The organism is Streptomyces musisoli (assembly GCF_016741855.1).
GTDB lineage: Bacteria > Actinomycetota > Actinomycetes > Streptomycetales > Streptomycetaceae > Streptomyces > Streptomyces musisoli.
The window spans coordinates 322,141-342,579 of sequence record NZ_JAERRH010000003.1 but is presented as its reverse complement, the minus strand read 5'-3'; the positions used below and the strand labels follow the sequence as shown (position 1 = coordinate 342,579).

The window sequence follows — 20,439 nt, the reverse complement described above, 5'->3', positions numbered from 1 at the left end:
TGTTTCCGTGACGTTTCGTTGCGTGGCGGTTTCCGGAAGCTCACGCGGAGGGGCGTGTGCCGGGGCTGTACGGGTCAGCGTGTTGGATCAGGGACAATGAACGCCATGAGCGTTCGCACCCCGTCATCCGAGCAGCCGGCCGAGACCGTCCACCGCGCCGGCTTCGCCTGCTTCGTGGGCCGCCCCAACGCGGGCAAGTCCACCCTCACGAACGCTCTGGTCGGGCAGAAGGTGGCGATCACCGCCAACCAGCCGCAGACGACCCGGCACACGGTGCGGGGCATCGTGCACCGGCCGGACGCCCAGCTGATCCTGGTGGACACGCCGGGGCTGCACAAGCCGCGCACGCTGCTCGGCGAGCGGCTCAACGACGTCGTGCGCACGACGTGGGCCGAGGTCGACGTGATCGGCTTCTGCCTGCCGGCGAACGAGAAGATCGGTCCTGGTGACCGCTTCATCGCCAAGGAGCTGGCCGGGATCAAGAAGTCCCCGAAGGTCGCCATCGTCACGAAGACCGACCTCGTCGACTCCAAGGCCCTGGCCGAGCAGCTCATCGCGATCGACCAGCTGGGCAAGGAGCTGGGCATCGAGTGGGCGCAGATCGTCCCGGTGTCGGCGACCGCGAACAGGCAGGTCGACCTGCTGGCGGACCTGCTGATCCCGATGCTGCCCGAGGGCCCGGCCCTCTACCCCGAGGGCGACCTCACGGACGAGCCCGAGCAGGTCATGATCGCGGAACTCATCCGCGAGGCGGCGCTGGAGGGTGTCCGCGACGAGCTGCCGCACTCCATCGCGGTGGTCGTGGAGGAGATGCTGCCGCGGGAGGACCGTCCGGCGGACAAGCCGCTGCTGGACATCCACGCCAACGTCTACATCGAGCGGCCCAGCCAAAAGGGGATCATCATCGGCCCCAAGGGCAAGCGTCTGAAGGACGTCGGCATCAAGTCCCGGCGGCAGATCGAGGCGTTGCTGGGTACGCCGGTCTTTCTGGACCTGCACGTCAAGGTGGCGAAGGACTGGCAGCGCGACCCCAAGCAGCTGCGCAAGCTGGGCTTCTAGCGTTCGCCCACCCACCCGGCTCGCCGGATCAAGAGCCCCCGCCACGTGGCTCCGCCCCGGACCCCGTCAGGGGTGAGGTCGTCGGTCAGGGGTGGGCTCGGCTCGGTGGGGTGAGACCCCCGCCACGGGGCTCCGCCCCGGACCCCTTCGGCGGTAGGGGCTTCGTCCCGGGTCCCGTCGGGGGAGGATTCTTCGCCGGCGGGGGTTGGCTCGGCTCGGTGGGGTGAGAGGCGTTGCCAGGGGGCGGCTCCGGGTTCGGTGGGTCGGGGCTCAGTGCTGGTGGTTCGTGGGTCGGGGCGTCATGTCCTGTAGGCCCACCACCCTCAGCAGCTGGAGTCTGTCGTGGGACTCCGTGCCCGGGCGGGCCGTGTGGAGGATGAGGTGGTGGTGGTTCGCGTGGCTCAGCAGGACCTCGCAGTCCAGTTCCAGCAGGCCTACCACCGGGTGCACGAAGCGTTTCCTCGTCTGGCGGCGCAGGGGCACCTCGTGCGCGTCCCAGAGCCGGGCGAACTCCTCGCTGGACGAGCGCAGTTCGGCCACCCGCGCGGCCGGTTCCGGGTCGTCGGGGCGTGCCGCCGCCACCGCGCGGAGGGTGACGACATGGTTGCGGGCGTGGGCCGGCAGGTCCTCCGGCGGGAACAGCGCACGGGCCGCGGGGTCGAGGAAGAACCGCCGGGTCAGGTTCCGCTCGCGCGGCGGACGGGCGAGCGCGTCGCCGACCAGGGCCTTGGCCAGCGCGTTCTGCGCCAGCACCGTGCCGCAGTCCGTGACCACCTGCGCCGGTGAGTCGTACAGCCGGTCCAGTACACATCGCGGCGTCCTTCCGCGGGGTGCCGGACGGCGAGGGCGCCGGAGCGCTGTGACGCTACGGCGGGCCCCGCGGCTCCGCCCCCTGCGCACGGTCCCGGCCCGCCCGGTCACCGCTGCGCGCGCAGCAGTTCCCGGAACCAGTGGTAGGAGGACTTGGGGGTGCGCTCCAGCGTCGCGTAGTCCACGTGCACCAGGCCGAACCGGCGGGCGTAGCCCTCCGCCCACTCGAAGTTGTCCATCAGGGACCACACGAAGTAGCCGCGTACGTCGACCCCGGCCTCGACCGCCGTGTGCAGGGCCCGGATGTGGGCGTCCAGGTAGGCGATGCGGTCCTGGTCGTCGATGCCGTCGTAGGAGCAGCCGTTCTCGGTGACGACGACGGGCGGGAGCCGGTCGCCGTAGCGGTCGCGGAACCCGGTGAGCAGTTCGGTCAGCCCCTCCGGGACCACCGGCCAGCCGAAGTCGGTCACCGGACGGCCCTCGATCTCCCGCAGCGAGAAGGGGAGTTCGGCGGGGAGCGCGAGCCCGCCGTACTCGCCGTCGCCGCCGCCGGGAGCCCCCACCAGGGACGGCGCGTAGTAGTTGACGCCGTAGAAGTCGACCGGCTCGGCGATGACCGCGAGGTCCTCCTGCACGTTCCCGGGCATCAGGTCGCCCATGCCGTCCGGGTAGGCGCCGAGGATGACCGGCTCGGCGAACAGCCGGTTGAGCAGGAGGTCGTAGAAGCCGGCCGCCTCCACGTCGGCCGGTTTCCCGGAGGCGGGCCAGGTGGGGCCGTGGGAGTTGGCGATGCCGATGTCCGTGGCGCCGGCCGCGCGCAGGGCCCGTACGGCGAGGCCGTGGGCGAGGAGCTGGTGGTGGGCGACCGGGAGGGCGTCGAAGAGCAGCCGGCTGCCGGGGGCGTGGGCGCCGATCGCGTGCCCCAGCAGTGTGTGTTCCGCCGGCTCGTTCAGCGTGATCCACTTGCCGACCCGGTCGCCGAGCCGTGCGGCGACGACCGACACGTAGTCGGCGAACCGGGCCGCCGTGTCCCGTTCCAGCCAGTCCAGCGAGGCGGGCAGGTCCCAGTGGAAGAGGGTGGGGACGGGGCGTACGCCCGCCGCGCACAGCTCGTCCACGAGGCGGTCGTAGAAGTCCAGGCCACCGGGGGAGTTGACCCGGGGCCAGGAGACCGAGAAGCGGTACGCGTCCACGCCGAGGCCGGCGAGGAGGGCCACGTCCTCGGGGTAGCGGTGGTAGTGGTCGCAGGCCACCGCCGCCGTCGAGCCGTCCTTCACCCGGCCGGGCCCGGCCGTGAACACGTCCCAGACGGACGGCTCCCGCACCTCGGCCGCCCCCTCGATCTGATGGGCCGAGGTCGACACGCCCCACAGGAAGCCGGCCGGGAACCGAGGGATCGCAGTGCCTGCGTCAGTCGCCATGGCCGGATCATCCGTACCCCCGGTAACAGAAGTCAACGCCCCGGCGCGAAACGGCCCTCACGCCCCCTCTTTCAGCACCCGGGACACCAACTCCCGCTGCGCCTGCGTCAGTCGGGGATCCGCCGCGTACACCGTGCGGCCGTCCACCGTGATCTCGTAGCTGAAGCCGTCCGGCACCCCCGCCGGAGGCGTGCCCGGGCCGGACGCGAGGACGCGTTCGGCCAGGGCCTGCCACTCGTGGGCGTCCGGCCGGCCCGAGGTGTCCACCTCGGCCCGGCGCTCGATGCCCGCGAAACCACCCGTGCGTCGTACTCGAATGCGCATGGGTCCGATGTGTAGTACGGAATTACAGAGTCCGCACCCCGACCTGTTCCCAGGCCTTCTGGACGGCCTGGAGTTCGTCCCCGGCGCCGTACCGCTCCCGCGCCGCCTTCACCGTCAGCGTGGCGAAGTCGGCGAAGAGGGCCTTCTCCTTCAGGTCGCCGCCGGTCAGGACGTCGTACCAGATCTGGCCCGCCTTCTCCCACGCGTAGCCGCCGAGGGCGGTGGCGGCCAGGTAGAAGGCGTGGTTGGGGATGCCGGAGTTGATGTGCACACCGCCGTTGTCGCGGCCGGTGCGGACGTAGTCCTCCATCGTCGCCGGCTGCGGGTCCTTGCCGAGGGCGTCGTCGTCGTACGCGGTGCCCGGGGCCTTCATCGAGCGCAGGGCGGTGCCGGTGACGCGCGGGGCGAGGAGCCCGGCACCGATCAGCCAGTCGGCCTCGGCGGCGGTCTGGCCCAGCGTGTACTGCTTGATCAGCGAGCCGAAGACATCGGAGAGCGACTCGTTGAGCGCGCCGGGCTGGCCGAAGTAGGTCAGGTTGGCGGTGTGCTGGGTGACGCCGTGGGTCAGCTCGTGGCCGATGACGTCGACCGGGATGGTGAAGTCGAGGAAGATCTCGTTGTCGCCGTCGCCGAACACCATCTGCTCGCCGTTCCAGAAGGCGTTGTCGTAGCCCTCGCCGAAGTGCACCGTGGCGTCCAGCGGCAGCCCGTCGTCGTCGATGGAGTGCCGGCCGTACGCCTTCAGGTACAGGTCGAAGGTGGCGCCGAGGCCCGCGTAGGCGCGGTTGACGGTGGCGTCGGAGCCGGGCTCGGAGCCCTCCTCGCGGACCTTGGCGCCGGGCAGGTCCTGGGCGTGCCCGGCGTCGTAGATGGTGCGGTGCGGCCGGTCGGCGGCGGCGCCGGTGGGCGGGGCGACGGAGGGCGCGCCGATCACCGTGGTCAGGCGGCGCTTGGTGCGCTGGTAGGCGTCGTGCTCCAGGGACCGGCGGGCCGGGCCGGAGAGCGCGGAGTCCTCGTGGCGGGCGAGCTTGTCGAGGACGTGCGGCGGCACGATCGTGCAGAAGACGGGCTCGAAGCCCCCGTTGGTCGTCATGTCCGGCACCATCGCACTGTGTGATGCAACTGTCACTACCTGCCACCATGATTGGTGAAATACCCGGACACCGAGCGCGACGCTCCGTGACGATGTGGTACGGCCATGTGGCACAGCGCACTTTTTGTCCCTTTTGCCCATGCGGTCCCGCATACTGGGACAGGCCCGCGCACCCGGAACGGCTCGGCTAGGCTGCGGAACATCATGCGTTCCTGGCTGCTTCTTCTTAGCTGCCGCGGCGAGGGCCTGTAGTCGAGGCCGACTCCCTCCCCGCGGAGCTTGGCGTTGCGTCGTCGGCCGTCCTTTCCGGACACCCTGAGGAGCCTTACGCATCATGGCGAACCGTCAGCAGCCCAGCCCCATGCCGATCCACAAGTATGGCCGCTACGACCAGGTCGACATCCCGGACCGCACCTGGCCCGGCAAGCGGATCACCACCGCGCCCCGCTGGCTCTCCACCGACCTGCGCGACGGCAACCAGGCCCTGATCGACCCCATGTCGCCCGAGCGCAAGCGCCGGATGTTCGACCAGCTGGTCAAGATGGGCTACAAGGAGATCGAGGTCGGCTTCCCCGCCTCCGGCCAGACCGACTTCGACTTCGTGCGCTCGATCATCGAGGAAGAGGGCGCGATCCCGGACGACGTCACGATCTCCGTGCTGACCCAGGCCCGCGAGGACCTGATCGAGCGGACCGTGGAGTCCCTGAAGGGCGCCAAGCGGGCCACCGTCCACCTCTACAACGCGACGGCCCCCGTGTTCCGCCGCGTGGTGTTCCGCGGCTCCAAGGACGACATCAAGCAGATCGCCGTCGACGGCACCCGCCTGGTGGTCGAGTACGCCGAGAAACTGCTGGGCCCCGAGACCGAGTTCGGCTACCAGTACTCCCCGGAGATCTTCACCGACACCGAGCTGGACTTCGCCCTGGAGGTCTGCGAGGCGGTCATGGACGTCTGGCAGCCCGGCCCGGGCCGCGAGATCATCCTCAACCTGCCCGCCACCGTGGAGCGTTCGACGCCGTCCACGCACGCGGACCGCTTCGAGTGGATGCACCGGAACCTGTCCCGCCGCGAGCACGTCTGCCTGTCCGTCCACCCGCACAACGACCGCGGCACGGCCGTGGCCGCCGCCGAGCTGGCGCTGATGGCCGGCGCCGACCGCGTCGAGGGCTGCCTGTTCGGGCAGGGCGAGCGCACCGGCAACGTCGACCTGGTCACCCTGGGCATGAACCTCTTCTCCCAGGGCGTCGACCCGCAGATCGACTTCTCCGACATCGACGAGATCCGTCGTACGTGGGAGTACTGCAACCAGATGGAGGTCCACCCGCGCCACCCGTACGTGGGCGACCTGGTCTACACGTCCTTCTCCGGCTCCCACCAGGACGCCATCAAGAAGGGCTTCGACGCCATGGAGGCCGACGCCAGGGCCAAGGGCGTCACCGTCGACGACATCGAGTGGGCGGTGCCGTACCTGCCGATCGACCCGAAGGACGTCGGCCGCTCCTACGAGGCCGTCATCCGCGTCAACTCGCAGTCCGGCAAGGGCGGCATCTCCTACGTCCTGAAGAACGACCACAAGCTGGACCTGCCGCGCCGGATGCAGATCGAGTTCTCGAAGATCATCCAGGCGAAGACCGACGCCGAGGGCGGCGAGATCACGCCGAAGGACATCTGGGCCGTCTTCCAGGACGAGTACCTGCCGAACCCCCGCAACCCGTGGGGTCGCATCCAGGTCAGGACCGGCCAGTCCACGACCGACACCGACGGCGTCGACACCCTGACCGTCGAGGCCACCGTCGACGGCGAGGACACCGTCCTGACCGGCTCCGGCAACGGTCCGATCTCGGCCTTCTTCGACGCCCTGCAGTCCGTCGGCGTCGACGTACGCCTGCTGGACTACCAGGAGCACACGATGAGCGAGGGCGCCTCCGCACAGGCCGCCTCCTACATCGAATGCGCGATCGGCGACAAGGTTCTGTGGGGTATCGGCATCGACGCGAACACGACGCGTGCGTCGCTGAAGGCGGTCGTCTCCGCCGTCAACCGCGCGGCCCGCTGACCCCGTCCCACCGGCTCTTTCCCCGCCCCGACCGCCGTACCCGGCGGCCGGGGCGGCGTCGATTGTCGGCCATCGCACCCCTCAGGTCACGGAAAGGTCTCCCACGGGGTACTGACTCCGCCTCGGTGATGTGGCTAACATCACGCCAGCGCGGCGATGTTGCCGCGCGGTTACGGAGGTGCGACGTGCTGCCAGTACGGGGACGAGACGGCCGTGCCACCAGGGCTGTGCGCATCCTGGGCGTCCGCACCGCCTGGACACCCGTCGGGGACGGCGAGTTCTTCTGCCCCGGCTGCGGCGGCGACCGCAACTACCAGCGGCTCACCGGCCGGCGCAGGCTCACCCTCCTCGGCGTGCCCGTCCTGCCGCGCGGAGTGACCGGACCGGTCGTCGAGTGCGCGGCCTGCCGGCACCACTTCGGCACCGAGGTCCTCGACCACCCCACCACCCGCCGCTTCTCCGCGATGCTCCGCGACGCCGTGCACACCGTCGCCCTCGCGGTGCTCGCCGCCGGCGGCACCGGGGCCCGTACGGCGCTGGAGACGGCCGCCGCCACGGTCCGCGCGTCCGGCTTCGCCGACTGCACCGAGGACCAGCTGGCCGCCCTGGTCGAGGCCCTGGCCGCCGACACCGGCCGGTACTTCGAGCAGCCCTGCGGGGCCGGGCTGACCATAGAGCTGCACGAGGCCCTGGACCCGCTCGCCCCGCACCTGGCCCCGGCCGGCCGGGAGGCCCTGCTCCTCCAGGCCGCCCGCATCGCCCTCGCCGACGGCCCCTACACCCCCGCCGAACGCGACGCCCTCGCCACCGTCGGCGCGGCCCTCACCATCTGCGCCGACGACGTCACCCGGCTGCTCGCGGCGGCCCGCACACCGTCCTGACACCCCCGCGGAAGCGACGCCGCACACAAGACACCCCCGCAGCGGCGTCCGCGATCCGGGACGCCCGGCGCCGGGACGCCCGCGGTTCCCCCCGGACGGAGTAAGGCCGACCCCGGGATTGTGGGGAGCATCAGGGCGTGAATCCGCGCAGCCGCTCCCTGGTCACCAGCCTGGCGCTCCTCACCTCGCTCACCTCGCTCCCGGCGCGGCAGCCCGCGCACGCCGCACCCGGCGCCGCGCCCGGCGGCTGCGGCTCCTCCCTGCCGTACGTCTCCGGACAGGGCGGCTACGCCGTCTACCGCATCCCGGCCGTGGTGCGGACCCGGCACGGCACCGTCCTGGCCTTCGCCGAGGGCCGGCGCGGCGGCGCCGGGGACACCGGGCACATCGACGTCGTCCTGCGCCGCTCCACCGACGACGGCTGCACCTGGGGCCCGCTGACCGTGGTGACCGCCGGGCGGGGACACACCCGCGGCAACCCGGCGCCCGTCGTCGACCCCCGCACCGGCGCCGTCGTCCTGGTGACCTGCGGCAACGACGGAGCCGTCACCGAGGCGCAGATCATGCGCGGCGAGGCCGCACCGGGGCGGGGCCGCCGGGTGTTCGTGCAGCGCAGCTGGGACGACGGCCGGCGCTTCACGGCCCCCCAGGACATCACGGCCGAGGTGACCCGGCCGGGCTGGCGCTGGTACGCCACCGGACCCGGCCACGCGGTCGCGCTCACCCGGGGTCCGCACTCCGGCCGCCTGCTGATCCCCGCCAACCACTCCGCCGCCCCGCCCGCGGGATCCTCCGACACCGGGCAGGAGGCCAGGTACTACGGCGGCCACGCCCTCTACAGCGACGACGGCGGCCGCAACTGGCACCTCGGTTTCGTGGACGCCGGGTACGACGGGGTGACCAACGCCAACGAGACCAGTGCCGCCCAGCTCCCCGACGGCCGCATCTACTTCGGCTCCCGCGACCAGAACGGCACCGCCCCCGGCAACCGCCTCGACACCTACTCCAGCGACGGCGGCCGCACTCTGGACCGCCCCTACGCCGTCCAGCCCGCCCTGAACGCCGTCCCCGTCGTCCAGGGCAGCGTCCTGCAGCCCCACGGCCCTGGCGCACCCCTGCTGTTCTCCGCGCCCTCCGTGCCGACCGCCCGCCGCGCCCTGGCCCTCTGGTCCAGCACGGACGCCGGCCGCACCTTCACCGCGCTCGGCACTCTCACCGCCCGTCCGGCCGCCTACTCCGACCTCGTCCAGCTCCCCCACGACACGATCGGTGTCCTCTGCGAGACCGGCGACCACGGACCGTACGAGACCCTGGAGTTCCGCAGAATCCGTCTGCGCCAGGGCCTCTCGTTCGGATCACGCTGGGCCCGCGGGCCCCGGCACCGCCCTCCCACTGCCTGAACGGCGTGGGACGTCCCCGTCCCCGAGCCGCTGCCCGCGGCGGGGGCCCGCGCACCATGGCACGCCGGGGAGCCCCGTGACCGTCGTACGCCGTCGACGTCGGTGAGCGGGCGGGGGAGTTGGAGTGACGGGGCCCTCGTCGGTGCCGCTCGGCCCCGGAAAAGAGGCCACCAGGACGGTTCGAGGCCGGGGCCACCCTCGGATGGGTCCCCCGGTGAGCGCGGTGGGAGATGTCGATCTAGCCTCCGAGATGAGCGCTTATTGGATCTTTTGACGATGCGCTCCCACACCCGACTCAAGGAGGAGACATGCGCAAACTTCGCAAGGCCGCTGTGGCGGCCGTCCTCATCGGTGGCGTGAGCCTCATGGGCGTCGGCCCCGCCACTGCCGCGGCAGGTGGCGGCGGCGGTGGGTGCAAGTCCCACGACATGAACATCGACATCCTCGGCGAGGTCGGCATCCTCAACGGCCTGGGCGGAAACCTGCTGAACGGCGAGGGCAGCCCGGGCGCGCAGTTCACCGACATCGGTAGCGAATGCGGTCACGGCTGGTAGCCGCGCCGCGTAACGCACGGAACCGGGTCTCGGCACCCGTGCCGTAGCGCCCGTCCAGCTGTTGTGGCAGCTTGCGTTCGTCTCGGAGTGGATGCGGAAGGCCCCGGACCCTCACCGGTCCGGGGCCTTCCGGCGCGTGGCCGTCGCCGACGGAGCGGCTCCGGCGCAGGTGACCGCCGGTGGGTGGCTTCAGCGCCGGTGGGTGCCGACGCCGAGCAGCCCGGCCGCGGCCAGGAACTTGCCGACCCGCTCGACCTCCTCGCCGGACAGCGGCACCTGCGGCTCGGCGGTCACCGGGCAGTCGATGACGCCGCGCAGGTGCAGCGCCGCCTTGAACGCGCCGAGCGCCGCCGAGCTGCCGCCCATCCGCGCCGGAGCACCGGCGCCGACGATCCCGAACAGGGCGCACAGCCGGTCCTGTTCCGCCCGCGCGCCCTCCCAGTCGCCCGCCCGGCACTGGCGGTACAGGCGCACGTAGCCGTGCGGGTCGACGTTGGCCAGACCCGGCACCGCCCCGTCGGCCCCCAGCGCCAGCGCGGAGTCGGCGAACAGCTCGGAGCCGGTCAGCACGCTGAACCCGGGGTGCGCACGGGCACCCGTGACGATCTCCCGGAAGGCCGCCAGATCCCCGCTGGAGTCCTTGATCCCGGCCAGCACGCCGTCCCCGGCGAGACCCAGCACCAGATCGGCGGGGAGCTTGGTGTGCACGGCGACGGGAATGTCGTAGGCGATCACGGGGACCGGGCTGGCGGCGGCGATCCGGCGGTAGTGGTGGACGATCTCCGAGGGATGCGTGCGGGCGTAGAAGGGGGCCGTGACGACGACGGCCCGCGCGCCGGCCGCGGTGACCGCCGAGACGTGCTCCAGGACCCGCGGGGTGGTCATGTCGATGGCACCCGCCAGCACCGGCAGCTGACCGCCCAGGTGCGCGGTGACGGCCTCCACCACCCGCCTGCGCTGCCCGTCCGTCAGGAAGGCCGCCTCCGAGGTCGAGCCGAGCAGGAACAGCCCGTGCACCCCGGCCTCCACCAGGAAGTCCACCAGGCGCAGCAGCGAGGGCACGTCCACCTCGCGCTCCGGCGTCAGCGGCGTGCAGACGGGCGGGACGACACCGGTGAGGGGGGCGGGGAAGGTCATTCAGGGCTCCTGGCGAGCTAGGTCTCGGGTCGACGTGTCCTCCTCCACAGGATGGTGACAACGGTAGCGGTGTCCGGGCTGCGACGCGGCCGAGAAGTCCGGCATCACCCGGGCGCACACCTCGTCGGCCTTCCAGCAGCGGGTGCGGAACGGGCAGCCGCTCGGCGGCCGGGTCGCCGAGGGCACCGGCCCGGTCAGCGGGATCGGGTCGACCGCGTCCAGCAGGCCGGGCGTGGCCGAGAACAGGGCGCGGGTGTAGGGGTGCCGGGCGGCGTCGGTGACCCGGCCGGCCGGGGTCTCCTCCACGATCCGGCCGAGGTACATGGTGATCACCCGGTCGCTCATCCGCCGTACGGTCTGGATGTCGTGCGAGACGAACACCAGGGCGAGGCCGAGGCGTTCCTTCAGATCGAGCAGCAGGTTGAGGATCTGCGCCCGGACCGAGACGTCCAGGGCGCTGGTCGGCTCGTCGGCGACGACCAGCGCCGGGTCCAGGGCGAGCGCGCGGGCGATGGCCACCCGCTGCCGCTGCCCGCCGGAGAGCTGCCCGGGCAGGGCGTCGGCGAGTGCCCGGGGCAGGCCGACCAGGGCCATCAACTCCTTCACCCGGTCCTCCCGTTCGGCCCGGGTGCCGCGCCGGTGCACGTCCAGCGGGTCGCGCAGGACACGGCGGACCGGCAGCCGCCGGTTCAGGGCGGTCGACGGGTCCTGGAAGATCATGCCGGTGCCCGCGCCCACCGCGGCCCGGCGCTCGGCCGGCGGCATCGCCCACAGATCCCTGCCCCCGAAGGACACCGTCCCCGAGACCGGCCGCTGGATGCCCACCAGGACCCGTGCCAGCGTCGACTTCCCGCACCCCGACTCGCCGACCACGCCGACCGTCTCCCCGGCGCCGACGCGGAGCCCGGCGCCGGTCAGGGCGTACACCCGGTCCCGGCGGAACAGGCCGCCGCTGCGCGCCTTGTGCACGACGTGCGCGTCCCGCACCTCCACGACAGCGGTCACTGAAGGGCCTCCTCGCTCTGCGCGGACGTGGGTTCCACCGCCGGGTGGTGGCAGGCGGCCGTGTGCGCCGGGGTGCCCGCGAGGACCGGGGCGGTCGTGTGGCACACCTCGGTGGCCAGCGGGCAGCGGTCGGCGAACCGGCAGCCCGCCGGGAAGTCGGCGGGGGACGGCACGACGCCCTTGATCTGCGTCATCCGCTCCGCGGACGACTCCAGCGACAGCACGCTGCCGAGCAGACCGCGCGTGTAGTGGTGGGCCGGTGCCGCCACCAGGTCCGCGGTCACCCCGGTCTCCACGATCTGCCCGCCGTACATCACCACCACCCGGTCGGTGATGTCGGCGACCAGCGCCAGGTCGTGCGAGACCAGGATCAGTGCGAAGCCCAGCTCCTCCCGCAGCCGGAGCAGCAGCTCCATGACCTGTGCCTGCACGGTGACGTCCAGCGCGGTGGTCGGCTCGTCGGCGACGATCAGCTTCGGGTCGCGGGACAGGGCCATCGCGATGAGCACGCGCTGGCGCTGCCCGCCGGACAGCTCGTGCGGGTAGCTGCGCAGGGTGCGCTCCGGATCCAGCCCGACCAGCGACATCAGCTCCCGCGGTCCGCGGCGGCCACCGCGCCGGACGAGCTGCTTCAGCTGGGCGCGGATGGTCATGGCCGGGTTCAGCGAGGAGAGGGCGTCCTGGTAGACCATGGCCATCTCGTGGCCGAGCAGCCGCCGCCGCACCCGCATCGGCTCGGCCAGCAGATCCCGCTGCCGGAACCGCACCTGACCGCCGGTCCGGGCGTCCTTCGGGGCCAGGCCCATGACCGCGAGCGCGGTCAGCGACTTGCCGCAGCCGGACTCGCCCACCAGGCCGAGCACTTCACCCGGGTACACCTCGAAGCCGACCCCGGCCACGATGTCCACACCCCGGTGCCGGTCCGGGAAGCCGATGGTGAGGTTCTCCACGGCGAGCACCGGCTGCCCGTCCCGGTCGGGCAGCGGCCGGGCCCGGGCACGCAGCCGCCGGGCGGCCTCGGTCAGGCCGGGCAGCGGGAGCACCTCACCGGTGCCGGGTTCGGGCGTCTCCAGCCGGTCCTCCGGAGCCCGCACCTCCCGCGGGGCGGGCGCCGCCCACGCGTCCGACACGCCCTCGGAGAGGACGTTCAGCGACAGCACGGTGAGCAGGATCAGCAGCCCGGGGAACACGGTCGCCCACCAGCCGCCCGTCAGCACCATGTTCTTGCCGTCGGCGATGACACTGCCCCAGGAGGGGTCCGGCGGCCGCACGCCCGCGCCGATGAAGGACAGCGACGCCTCGAAGACGATGGCCTCGGCGACCTGGACCGTGCAGAACACCAGCACCGGGGCGGCGCAGTTGACGGCCACGTGCCGCAGCACGATGTGCGGTGTACGGGCGCCGATCACCCGTTCCGCCGTGACGTAGTCCTCGCCGTACTGGTCCAGCACGTTGGCCCGCACGACCCGGGCCACCGGGGGCGTGAACAGGAAGGCGATGGCGCAGATCAGCACGCCGATCCCGCCGCCGAACACGGCGACCAGCACGGCCGCGAGCGCGATCCCCGGGAACGCCATCACCACGTCCAGGCAGCGCATCAGCGTCTCGTCGACCGCCTTGCGGGAGGTGGCGGCGAGCGCCCCCAGGACGGCGCCGACGACGAGCGCGAGCGTGGTCGCGCCCAGCCCGATCGCCAGCGACCACCGGGCGCCGTACATCAGCCGGCTCAGGATGTCCCGGCCCAGGCTGTCCTGCCCCATCCAGTGGGCGGCGGACGGTGCCCCGGTCCCGTCGGCCGGGTCCTGCTGGTCGAGCGGGTCGTCCGGCGCCAGGACCGGCGCCAGGACGGCGACCAGGACGACCAGGGCCAGGAAGCAGACGGCGGCCTTCGACGGCAGCGGCAGCCGGCGCCGGCCGCGCAGCCGGACGCCGGGCCCGGGCAGCCGCTCGGCGAGACGCGCGCGTGTGACCATCAGCCCGACCTCAGTCGTGGGTTGACCAGCAGATACAGGATGTCGATGACGAGGTTGACGACGACGAACCCGGTGGCCGTGGTCAAGGCGACCCCTTGGACGACGGCCGGATCGCCGTTCTTCACGGCGTCGATCATCAGCTTGCCCATGCCGGGCAGCGAGAAGATCGTCTCGATCACGACGGCGCCGCCGAGCAGATAGCCGACCCGCAGGCCGAGCACGGTCAGCGGATTGACCAGGGCGTTGCGCAGCACGTTCCGCCCGACGACGACCCGGGGCGGCAGGCCGCTCCCGATGGCCGTACGGACGTAGTCCTTGTCCAGCTCCTCCACCACGGAGGTCCTGACGATCCGGGTCAGCTGGGCGGCGACCGGCAGGGACAGGGCGAAGGCGGGCAGGGCCATGGTCTTCAGCCAGCCGGTGACGGAGTCGGCGGGGTTGATGTAGCCGCCGGTCGGGAACCAGCCCCGGTCCACCGCCAGGTACTGGATCATCAGCAGCGCCAGCCAGAACCCCGGCGCGGCGACCCCGACCAGTGAGACGACCCGGATGACCTGGTCCGGCAGCCGGTCCCGGTACACCGCCGCCGTCACCCCGCCGGCCAGTGCCAGCACGACCGCGACGGCGAGGCCGAGGAAGGTCAGCTGGAGGGTGAGCGGCAGGGCGGTGGTGACCTGGTCGACCACCGGGGCGCGGGTCAGGGCGCTGATGCCGAGGTCGCCGTGGAGCAGATCGCCGAGGAAGTGGACGTACCGCACGGGCAGCGGGTCCAGCAGCCCGTTGCGCTCCCGGAAGTCGTGCAACTGCTGCGGTGTCGGATTGGCACCCTGGAAGAACGCGGACGCCGGATCGACGTCCGAGAACCGCATCACCAGGAACACGAACAGCACGATGCCGAGGAGCAGCGGCACGAGCAGGGCGATCCGGCGGAGCAGGATCCGTGCGACGGTCGTCATGCCGTCAGACCCACTTGGCCTGGAGGAGGTTGACACCGGGGTACGGCTGGGCCCTTATCCCGCTGAGCGCGCGCGCGTCCCAGGCGGTCATCAGCTCGTTGTGGACGACCGGGTAGAGCACGGCCTGTTCCGCGACGACGTCGATGTAGTCCTGGACCATCGTCCTCTTCCGCGCGGGATCCGGCTCCCGGGTCGCCCGGTCCATGTCCTTGAAGAGCTGCCTGGCCACCGGGTCGCCGGCCCACCGCGTGTACTGCATCCACAGGTTCTCGGGCCCGTAGTTGTAGTGCATGATCAGGTCCGCGTCGAGCCCGAACTGGTTGGGGTTGGAGGCCGCCGCCACCACCTGGTAGTCCTGCTTCTGGTCCATCTTGGTGAACACGGCCGTGGTCTCCTGCGGCGACAGCGTGGTCCGCACGCCGATCGCGTCCCAGGAGGACTTGATGGTCGGCAGGCAGTCCACGATCCAGCTGACGTTGACCGCGAGGATGTCGATCTCCAGGTCGCTCACCCCGGCGGCCTTCAGCAGCGCCCTGGCCTTGGCGGGGTCGTGGCCGTAGACGGTTTTGGCCCGCCGGTGGCTCGGATTGCCCTCGTCGAGGAACGAGGACGCGGGCTTCCCGTGCCCCTTCAGCGCGACCTGCACCATCTTCTCCGTGTCGATGGCGTAGTGCAGGGCCTGCCGCACCCGGACGTCGTCGAAGGGCTTGTGCCGGGTGTTGAACATCAGGAAGAGGTTGTTCATCCCGGCGCCGCCGGCCACCTCCAGTCCGCCCCGCTCCAGCCGCGCGATGTTGGCGTAGGGGATGTTGTCGGCGATCTGTGCGCCGGCACCGGTCCCGGAGATCTTCGCGACGCGCGGGGCCGCGTCCACGATGGTCAGCCAGTTCATGCGTCTGAAGGCCGGCTTGCGGGGCCCGTTGTAACCGGCGAACGCCTCGAAGGTGGTGTTCGACTTCGGATGGTGCGCGGTCTGCCGGTACGGCCCCGAGCCCACCGCCAGCCCCTTGATCGCGTCGTCCCAGGCGCCGGGCGCGGAGAAGACGTGCTTCGGCATGATCTTGGCGAGGGTGAGCCGGGAGAGCCCGTCGGGGAAGGGGAACTTGAGCACCAGCTCGACGGTGTGCGCGTCCACCTTCCGCACGGAGTCCAGCCAGGGGGCGAAGAAACCCTTGGCGAGGGTCTGCGTCTTCGGGTCCAGGATCCGGTCGAAGACGAACACGACGTCGTCGGCGGTGACGGGCTTGCCGTCGTGGAAGACGGCGCCCGGGCGGAGGGCGAACCGCCAGGTGGTGGCGTTCGCGTCCTTCGGCACCTCGGTGCCGAGCGCCGGGTAGGGCGCCCGGGTGATCGGGTCGGTGTCCAGCAGCCCCTCGTAGACGTGGTTGTTGGCGGCCATCGCGAACGCCGACGCGGTCTGGGTCGGGTCCCAGCTGCCGTCGTTGCCGTAGCCGATGACGGCGGTCAGCGTCCGGTCCTTGCCGCTGCCCCCGTCGCCGGTGTCGTTGGTCGACTCCGGCCCGGTGGAGCAGCCCGCCAGCAGCGCGCCCGCGCCCAGCGCTCCGGCGCCCTTCAGGAACGACCGGCGGCGCGGTGCCGGTACGTCGGGATTCACGTCGTCGCGCACGGATCCTCCAGCAGGTGGGTGAGGGAGGGGTGGGAGGTGGAGGTGAGATACGACGTCCTACGTCCTACGTCCGGTCGGTAGCGCGACCATAGGAGGGGCTGTGGGGACGGTCAAGACGACGCACACGAATGGCCCAGCCGGCAGAGGCGGTGCGGCGACGGCGGTGCGCGTTCGCGTCGTCGGGAGGGGGCGCGGTCGCGTCTCGCATGGACGCCGGGTGGGTTTGGCGGCTGGCGGGTCGGCCGGTGGGGCCGGGGGCGGGAGGCTTTGATTGGTGGGTCTGCGTCGGCCTTCGGCGTGCCTCCGGCGTCCTGACCTGGGGGGATTCGGGGCTCTCGGGACAGGGCTGTGGTGCAGATCTGCCAATCAGCCATTGATGAGGGGGGTGTTGAGTGTAGACGCGGAGTGTGACTCTGGGTGTACGAAGCGTGAAAAGCGGATGAGGAGGGGAGCACCGTGGAGGCGCGACGTGGCGTCCGGGCGGCGCTGTGTGTCGAAGAGGCGGAGGGAATGTTGAAGGAATTGCGGTCGGAGCTGGAAATGGCCGGAGTCGTTCTTCCTTCACCGGGGATCGGTCCGGTGAGTGTTGTGGCGGAGGTGTCGTCCTCGCTCGGGGAGTTAGGGGAATCGGGGTGCTGTGGCGGTGTGCGTGCTCGTCGGTCCACGGCCGCGCCGACGGGGGTGACGCGGTGAATCCTCCCGTCGGCAGCCATGTGATGGACACCCGTACCGGCAAGGTCGGCATCGTCATGGGGCACGAGGGGCCGTACGTGCAGCTGAGACCGTACGGCGGCGGGCGGGAGTGGGACGCCGAGCCGGGTGCGCTGCGCAGCGCCACCCCGGCCGAACGACTGAGCGCGGCGACCGCGTACGCCAACGCCCGCAGTCGCGGGGAGGCGCTCTAGCCGTTCCCCGGCATGGGCGAGAATGGTGCCATGAGTCTGTTCCGCGACGACGGCATCGTGCTGCGCACCCAGAAGCTGGGTGAGGCGGACCGGATCATCACGTTGCTCACGCGCGGTCACGGGCGGGTACGGGCGGTGGCGCGCGGGGTGCGGCGCACCAAGTCGAAGTTCGGGGCCCGGCTGGAGCCCTTCTCCCACGTCGACGTGCAGTTCTTCGCGCGGGGGAGCGAGCTGGTCGGGCGCGGGCTGCCGCTGTGCACGCAGAGCGAGACGATCGCTCCCTACGGCGGCGGCATCGTCACCGACTACGCGCGGTACACCGCCGGGACGGCCATGCTGGAGACCGCCGAGCGGTTCACCGATCACGAGGGCGAGCCGGCCGTGCAGCAGTACCTGCTGCTGGTCGGCGCGCTGCGGACGCTCGCCAGGGGCGAGCACGCGCCGCATCTCGTCCTCGACGCCTTCCTGCTGCGCTCCCTGGCCGTCAACGGGTACGCGCCCAGTTTCGGCGACTGCGCGAGATGCGGGATGCCCGGCCCGAACCGGTTCTTCTCGGTCGCCTCCGGCGGCTCCGTCTGCGTCGACTGCCGGGTGCCCGGCAGCGTCGTACCGTCCCCCCAGACCCTGGTGCTGCTGGGGGCGCTGCTTACGGGAGACTGGGAGACGGCGGACGCGTGCGAGGCGCGCTACGTCCGCGAGGGCAGCGGGCTGGTGTCGGCCTACCTGCACTGGCATCTGGAGCGCGGGCTGCGCTCCCTCCGGTACGTAGAGAAGTAGTTCACGGTCGAGGAGACGAGAAGCAGATGGTCGTACGCGGGATCCTGGGGCGCCGGCGGCGCGAGTACAAGGCGCCGGAGCCGCACCCGTCCGGTGCCCGCGCGCCCAAGCTCCCGGGCGAGCTGGTGCCGAACCACGTCGCGATCGTCATGGACGGCAACGGGCGATGGGCGAAGGAGCGCGGTCTGCCGCGCACGGAGGGGCACAAGGTCGGTGCCGAGCGGGTGCTGGACGTGCTCCAGGGCTCGATCGAGATCGGTGTGCGCAGCATCTCCCTGTACGCCTTCTCCACCGAGAACTGGAAGCGGTCGCCCGACGAGGTCCGCTTCCTGATGAACTTCAACCGCGACTTCATCCGCAAGACGCGGGACCAGCTCGACGAGCTGGGGATCCGGGTGCGCTGGGTGGGGCGCATGCCCAAGTTGTGGAAGTCGGTCGCCAAGGAGCTGCAGATCGCCCAGGAGCAGACCAAGGGCAACGACCTGCTCACCCTGTACTTCTGCATGAACTACGGCGGGCGCGCCGAGATCGCCGACGCGGCGCAGCGGATGGCCGAGGACGTGAAGGCCGGCCGGCTCGAGCCGTCCAAGGTGTCCGAGAAGACCATCCAGAAGTACCTGTACTACCCGGACATGCCGGACGTCGACCTCTTCCTGCGCCCCAGCGGGGAGCAGCGCACCTCCAACTACCTGCTCTGGCAGAGCGCGTACGCCGAGATGGTCTTCCAGGACGTGCTGTGGCCCGACTTCGACCGCCGTGACCTGTGGCGGGCCTGCATGGAGTACGCCTCCCGGGACCGGCGCTTCGGCGGAGCCGTCCCGAACGAGGAACTGATCGCCATGGAAGCCGCCATGAAGGGCGAGTCCACCTCGTAGCCACCACGGGTTCACGCGGGCCGTCGAGGATGCGGGACTCATGAGACGTCTCACCCCTGTCCTCGCCCTCGGCGCCCTGCTGCTCACCGCGCTGCCCGCGCACGCCGCCGACGGCCTCGCGCACCGCGAGACCTACGGCACCAAGGCGCCGTACGCCCCCGCGCAGAATCCGCGCGGCTACCAGAAGGCCCCGGCCGGTTTCGTTCCCGTCTTCACCGAGAACGTCTCCCGGCACGGGTCCCGGGCGGCCACCGACGGCGAGGACGGGGACCTGGTCCTCGCGCTGTGGGACAAGGCCGCGGCGCAGGGGCGACTCACCCGCAGGGGCGAGGAGTTCGGGCCGACGGTGCGTGCTCTTCAGGCCGCCATGGAGAAGGTCGGCTACGGCAACCTCAGCGGGCGTGGCCGACAGGAGCTGGCGGAGGCCGCCGTGCGCATGGAGCGGCGGCTGCCGTCGCTGTTCGCGAAGATCGCCGACGACGGGGAGAAGATCGACGTCGTCAGCTCCGGGCAGGGCCGGGCCGTGGACAGCGGCACCGAGTTCGCCGGCGGCCTCGCCGCCGCCGAGCCCGCGCTGAAGCCGCTGATCGGGCCGGGTCGCACCGACAAGGACCTGCTGTACTTCCACAAGGCGGCGGGCGGGGCCGCCTACCGTGAGTACATCGAGAACGACCAGCGCCTCAAGGACACCCTGACGGGCATCACCGGCCAGGCCAGGACCCGGAAGGCCGCCCGGAGCGTCCTGCGGAGGCTCTTCGAGGAGTCCTTCGTCGAGCGGATCGACGACCAGGTGGGCGCCGCCCAGGCCGTCTACAACCTGTACGCCATCGCCCCGGCGATGAGCGAGGAGAGCCCGGACGGCAGGGGCTGGGGCATGGAGCGCTACATCTCCCGCACGGACGCGGCCTGGTTCGGCTACCTGTCCGACGCCGAGGACTTCTACGAGAAGGGGCCCGGCTTCTCCGGCAGCGACATCACGTACAAGATGGCCGGCGTCCTCCTGGACGACTTCTTCAAGCAGGTCGAGGCCAAGCGGGACGGTGCCGGCGGACTCGGGGCGGAGCTGCGGTTCACCCACGCCGAGGAGATCATTCCGCTGGCCGCGCTGATGGGGCTGCCGGGCAGCACGAAGGCGGCGACGCCGGGGGAGGCGTACACGTACGCCGACAACCCGTGGCGGGGCGCCTCCGTCGCTCCCCTGGGCGCCAACATCCAGTGGGACGTCTTCCGCAAGGGCGACCGCTACCTGGTCCGCATGCTCTACAACGAGAAGGAGACGGCCTTCAAGGCGGGGTGCCGTCCCGTCGCGAAGGGCAGCGCGTTCTACGACCTGGACGAACTGGAGCACTGCTTCGGCCGAGGTTGAGCCGGGGGTCGGGGGGCCGGTGGGCCGGGGGCCGGGAGGCCGAGGGGTCAAGGGGCCGGGAACCGGGAGCCGGGGGCCGGGAGGCCGAGGGGGCAAGGGGTTGGGGGGCCAAGGGGCCGGGGGCCGTGGTCGGCACCGGGGCTCGGGCCGGGGCCCGGGCCCGGTGGTGACCGGGTGGGGGCGCTTGCCCGCGTTGGCGGGGTGCCGCTGCGCCCACCCG

17 protein-coding genes and 1 pseudogene are annotated in these 20,439 nt (G+C 71.8%); 9 read left to right on the top strand and 9 right to left on the bottom strand.

From position 1 onward, the window contains the following. Window positions 1-105 precede the first annotated feature (105 nt). Entirely contained in the window at window positions 106-1,059 is a 954-nt protein-coding gene (gene era, locus JK361_RS09740) for a GTPase Era (RefSeq protein ID WP_201815315.1), read from the top strand. A gap of 270 nt (window positions 1,060-1,329) precedes the next feature. On the opposite strand, the pseudogene JK361_RS09735 reads toward era, so the two are convergent. From JK361_RS09735 to JK361_RS09720, 4 genes and pseudogenes are all read right to left on the bottom strand, one after another. Beyond that, window positions 1,330-1,866: pseudogene (locus JK361_RS09735) on the bottom strand (MmyB family transcriptional regulator); the annotation flags it as partial. Between the two features lie 110 nt (window positions 1,867-1,976). After that, on the bottom strand, window positions 1,977-3,290 hold the full coding sequence (locus JK361_RS09730; protein WP_201815313.1) for a GH1 family beta-glucosidase: 1,314 nt from the start codon (window positions 3,288-3,290) through the stop codon (window positions 1,977-1,979). A 57-nt stretch (window positions 3,291-3,347) separates the two neighbouring features. Further along, the gene (locus tag JK361_RS09725) at window positions 3,348-3,614 is read right to left on the bottom strand and encodes a protealysin inhibitor emfourin (protein ID WP_201815312.1); all 267 of its coding nucleotides are present in this window, start codon (window positions 3,612-3,614) and stop codon (window positions 3,348-3,350) included. A gap of 22 nt (window positions 3,615-3,636) precedes the next feature. Beyond that, window positions 3,637-4,707 carry a M4 family metallopeptidase gene (locus JK361_RS09720; protein ID WP_201815311.1) on the bottom strand — a complete coding sequence of 357 codons (1,071 nt, stop codon included), beginning with the start codon at window positions 4,705-4,707 and terminating at the stop codon, window positions 3,637-3,639. A gap of 334 nt (window positions 4,708-5,041) precedes the next feature. On the opposite strand from JK361_RS09720, the gene leuA reads away from it, so the two are divergent. The 4 genes from leuA (at window position 5,042) to JK361_RS09700 (ending at window position 9,598) form a co-directional block, all read left to right on the top strand. Next, the gene (gene leuA, locus JK361_RS09715) at window positions 5,042-6,763 is read left to right on the top strand and encodes a 2-isopropylmalate synthase (protein ID WP_201815310.1); all 1,722 of its coding nucleotides are present in this window, start codon (window positions 5,042-5,044) and stop codon (window positions 6,761-6,763) included. A gap of 185 nt (window positions 6,764-6,948) precedes the next feature. Beyond that, window positions 6,949-7,644, top strand: coding sequence for a TerB family tellurite resistance protein (locus JK361_RS09710; RefSeq protein WP_201815309.1), 696 nt, complete (start codon window positions 6,949-6,951; stop codon window positions 7,642-7,644). 137 nt (window positions 7,645-7,781) lie between these two features. Next, entirely contained in the window at window positions 7,782-9,044 is a 1,263-nt protein-coding gene (locus JK361_RS09705) for a sialidase family protein (RefSeq protein ID WP_201815308.1), read from the top strand. Between the two features lie 308 nt (window positions 9,045-9,352). Beyond that, window positions 9,353-9,598 carry a hypothetical protein gene (locus JK361_RS09700; RefSeq protein WP_184960103.1) on the top strand — a complete coding sequence of 82 codons (246 nt, stop codon included), beginning with the start codon at window positions 9,353-9,355 and terminating at the stop codon, window positions 9,596-9,598. 189 nt (window positions 9,599-9,787) lie between these two features. On the opposite strand, the gene JK361_RS09695 is transcribed toward JK361_RS09700, so the two are convergent. Genes JK361_RS09695 through JK361_RS09675 form a run of 5 tightly spaced genes read right to left on the bottom strand, consistent with a single transcriptional unit; the run spans window position 9,788 to window position 16,296 of the window. Next, window positions 9,788-10,735 carry a dihydrodipicolinate synthase family protein gene (locus JK361_RS09695; protein ID WP_201815307.1) on the bottom strand — a complete coding sequence of 316 codons (948 nt, stop codon included), beginning with the start codon at window positions 10,733-10,735 and terminating at the stop codon, window positions 9,788-9,790. After that, the gene (locus tag JK361_RS09690; RefSeq protein ID WP_201815306.1) at window positions 10,736-11,740 is read right to left on the bottom strand and encodes an oligopeptide/dipeptide ABC transporter ATP-binding protein; all 1,005 of its coding nucleotides are present in this window, start codon (window positions 11,738-11,740) and stop codon (window positions 10,736-10,738) included. After that, window positions 11,737-13,713 (bottom strand): dipeptide/oligopeptide/nickel ABC transporter permease/ATP-binding protein, encoded by a 1,977-nt coding sequence (locus JK361_RS09685; RefSeq protein ID WP_201815305.1) that lies wholly within the window; start codon window positions 13,711-13,713, stop codon window positions 11,737-11,739. The genes JK361_RS09690 and JK361_RS09685 overlap by 4 nt, the downstream gene beginning before the upstream one ends. Then, a complete protein-coding gene (locus JK361_RS09680) occupies window positions 13,713-14,669 on the bottom strand; it encodes an ABC transporter permease (protein ID WP_201815304.1) in 957 nt (318 codons plus the stop codon). The genes JK361_RS09685 and JK361_RS09680 overlap by 1 nt, the downstream gene beginning before the upstream one ends. Window positions 14,670-14,673: 4 nt before the next feature. Then, complete coding sequence (locus tag JK361_RS09675) at window positions 14,674-16,296, bottom strand: ABC transporter substrate-binding protein (RefSeq protein ID WP_201815303.1); 1,623 nt, start codon at window positions 16,294-16,296, stop codon at window positions 14,674-14,676. A 689-nt stretch (window positions 16,297-16,985) separates the two neighbouring features. Here JK361_RS09675 and JK361_RS09670 point away from each other — a divergent pair. Genes JK361_RS09670 through JK361_RS09655 form a run of 4 tightly spaced genes read left to right on the top strand, consistent with a single transcriptional unit; the run spans window position 16,986 to window position 20,219 of the window. Continuing rightward, complete coding sequence (locus tag JK361_RS09670; protein ID WP_201815302.1) at window positions 16,986-17,201, top strand: hypothetical protein; 216 nt, start codon at window positions 16,986-16,988, stop codon at window positions 17,199-17,201. A 30-nt stretch (window positions 17,202-17,231) separates the two neighbouring features. After that, window positions 17,232-17,978, top strand: a complete 747-nt coding sequence (gene recO / locus JK361_RS09665; protein ID WP_067006481.1) for a DNA repair protein RecO — start codon at window positions 17,232-17,234, stop codon at window positions 17,976-17,978. 26 nt (window positions 17,979-18,004) lie between these two features. After that, the gene (locus JK361_RS09660; RefSeq protein ID WP_201815301.1) at window positions 18,005-18,853 is read left to right on the top strand and encodes an isoprenyl transferase; all 849 of its coding nucleotides are present in this window, start codon (window positions 18,005-18,007) and stop codon (window positions 18,851-18,853) included. A 40-nt stretch (window positions 18,854-18,893) separates the two neighbouring features. Further along, window positions 18,894-20,219 carry a histidine-type phosphatase gene (locus JK361_RS09655; protein WP_201815300.1) on the top strand — a complete coding sequence of 442 codons (1,326 nt, stop codon included), beginning with the start codon at window positions 18,894-18,896 and terminating at the stop codon, window positions 20,217-20,219. The last annotated feature ends 220 nt before the right edge of the window (window positions 20,220-20,439 follow it).

Excerpts from the sequence above, each read along its gene's own strand:
- JK361_RS09660 (WP_201815301.1), top strand. The coding sequence starts at position 18,005 with ATGGTCGTACGCGGGATCCTGGGGCGCCGGCGGCGCGAGTACAAGGCG.
- JK361_RS09680 (WP_201815304.1), bottom strand. The coding sequence starts at position 14,669 with ATGACGACCGTCGCACGGATCCTGCTCCGCCGGATCGCCCTGCTCGTG.
- JK361_RS09700 (WP_184960103.1), top strand. The coding sequence starts at position 9,353 with ATGCGCAAACTTCGCAAGGCCGCTGTGGCGGCCGTCCTCATCGGTGGC.
- JK361_RS09725 (WP_201815312.1), bottom strand. The coding sequence starts at position 3,614 with ATGCGCATTCGAGTACGACGCACGGGTGGTTTCGCGGGCATCGAGCGC.
- JK361_RS09720 (WP_201815311.1), bottom strand. The coding sequence starts at position 4,707 with ATGACGACCAACGGGGGCTTCGAGCCCGTCTTCTGCACGATCGTGCCG.
- recO (WP_067006481.1), top strand. The coding sequence starts at position 17,232 with ATGAGTCTGTTCCGCGACGACGGCATCGTGCTGCGCACCCAGAAGCTG.
- JK361_RS09695 (WP_201815307.1), bottom strand. The coding sequence starts at position 10,735 with ATGACCTTCCCCGCCCCCCTCACCGGTGTCGTCCCGCCCGTCTGCACG.
- JK361_RS09655 (WP_201815300.1), top strand. The coding sequence starts at position 18,894 with ATGAGACGTCTCACCCCTGTCCTCGCCCTCGGCGCCCTGCTGCTCACC.
- leuA (WP_201815310.1), top strand. The coding sequence starts at position 5,042 with ATGGCGAACCGTCAGCAGCCCAGCCCCATGCCGATCCACAAGTATGGC.
- JK361_RS09730 (WP_201815313.1), bottom strand. The coding sequence starts at position 3,290 with ATGGCGACTGACGCAGGCACTGCGATCCCTCGGTTCCCGGCCGGCTTC.
- JK361_RS09685 (WP_201815305.1), bottom strand. The coding sequence starts at position 13,713 with ATGGTCACACGCGCGCGTCTCGCCGAGCGGCTGCCCGGGCCCGGCGTC.
- era (WP_201815315.1), top strand. The coding sequence starts at position 106 with ATGAGCGTTCGCACCCCGTCATCCGAGCAGCCGGCCGAGACCGTCCAC.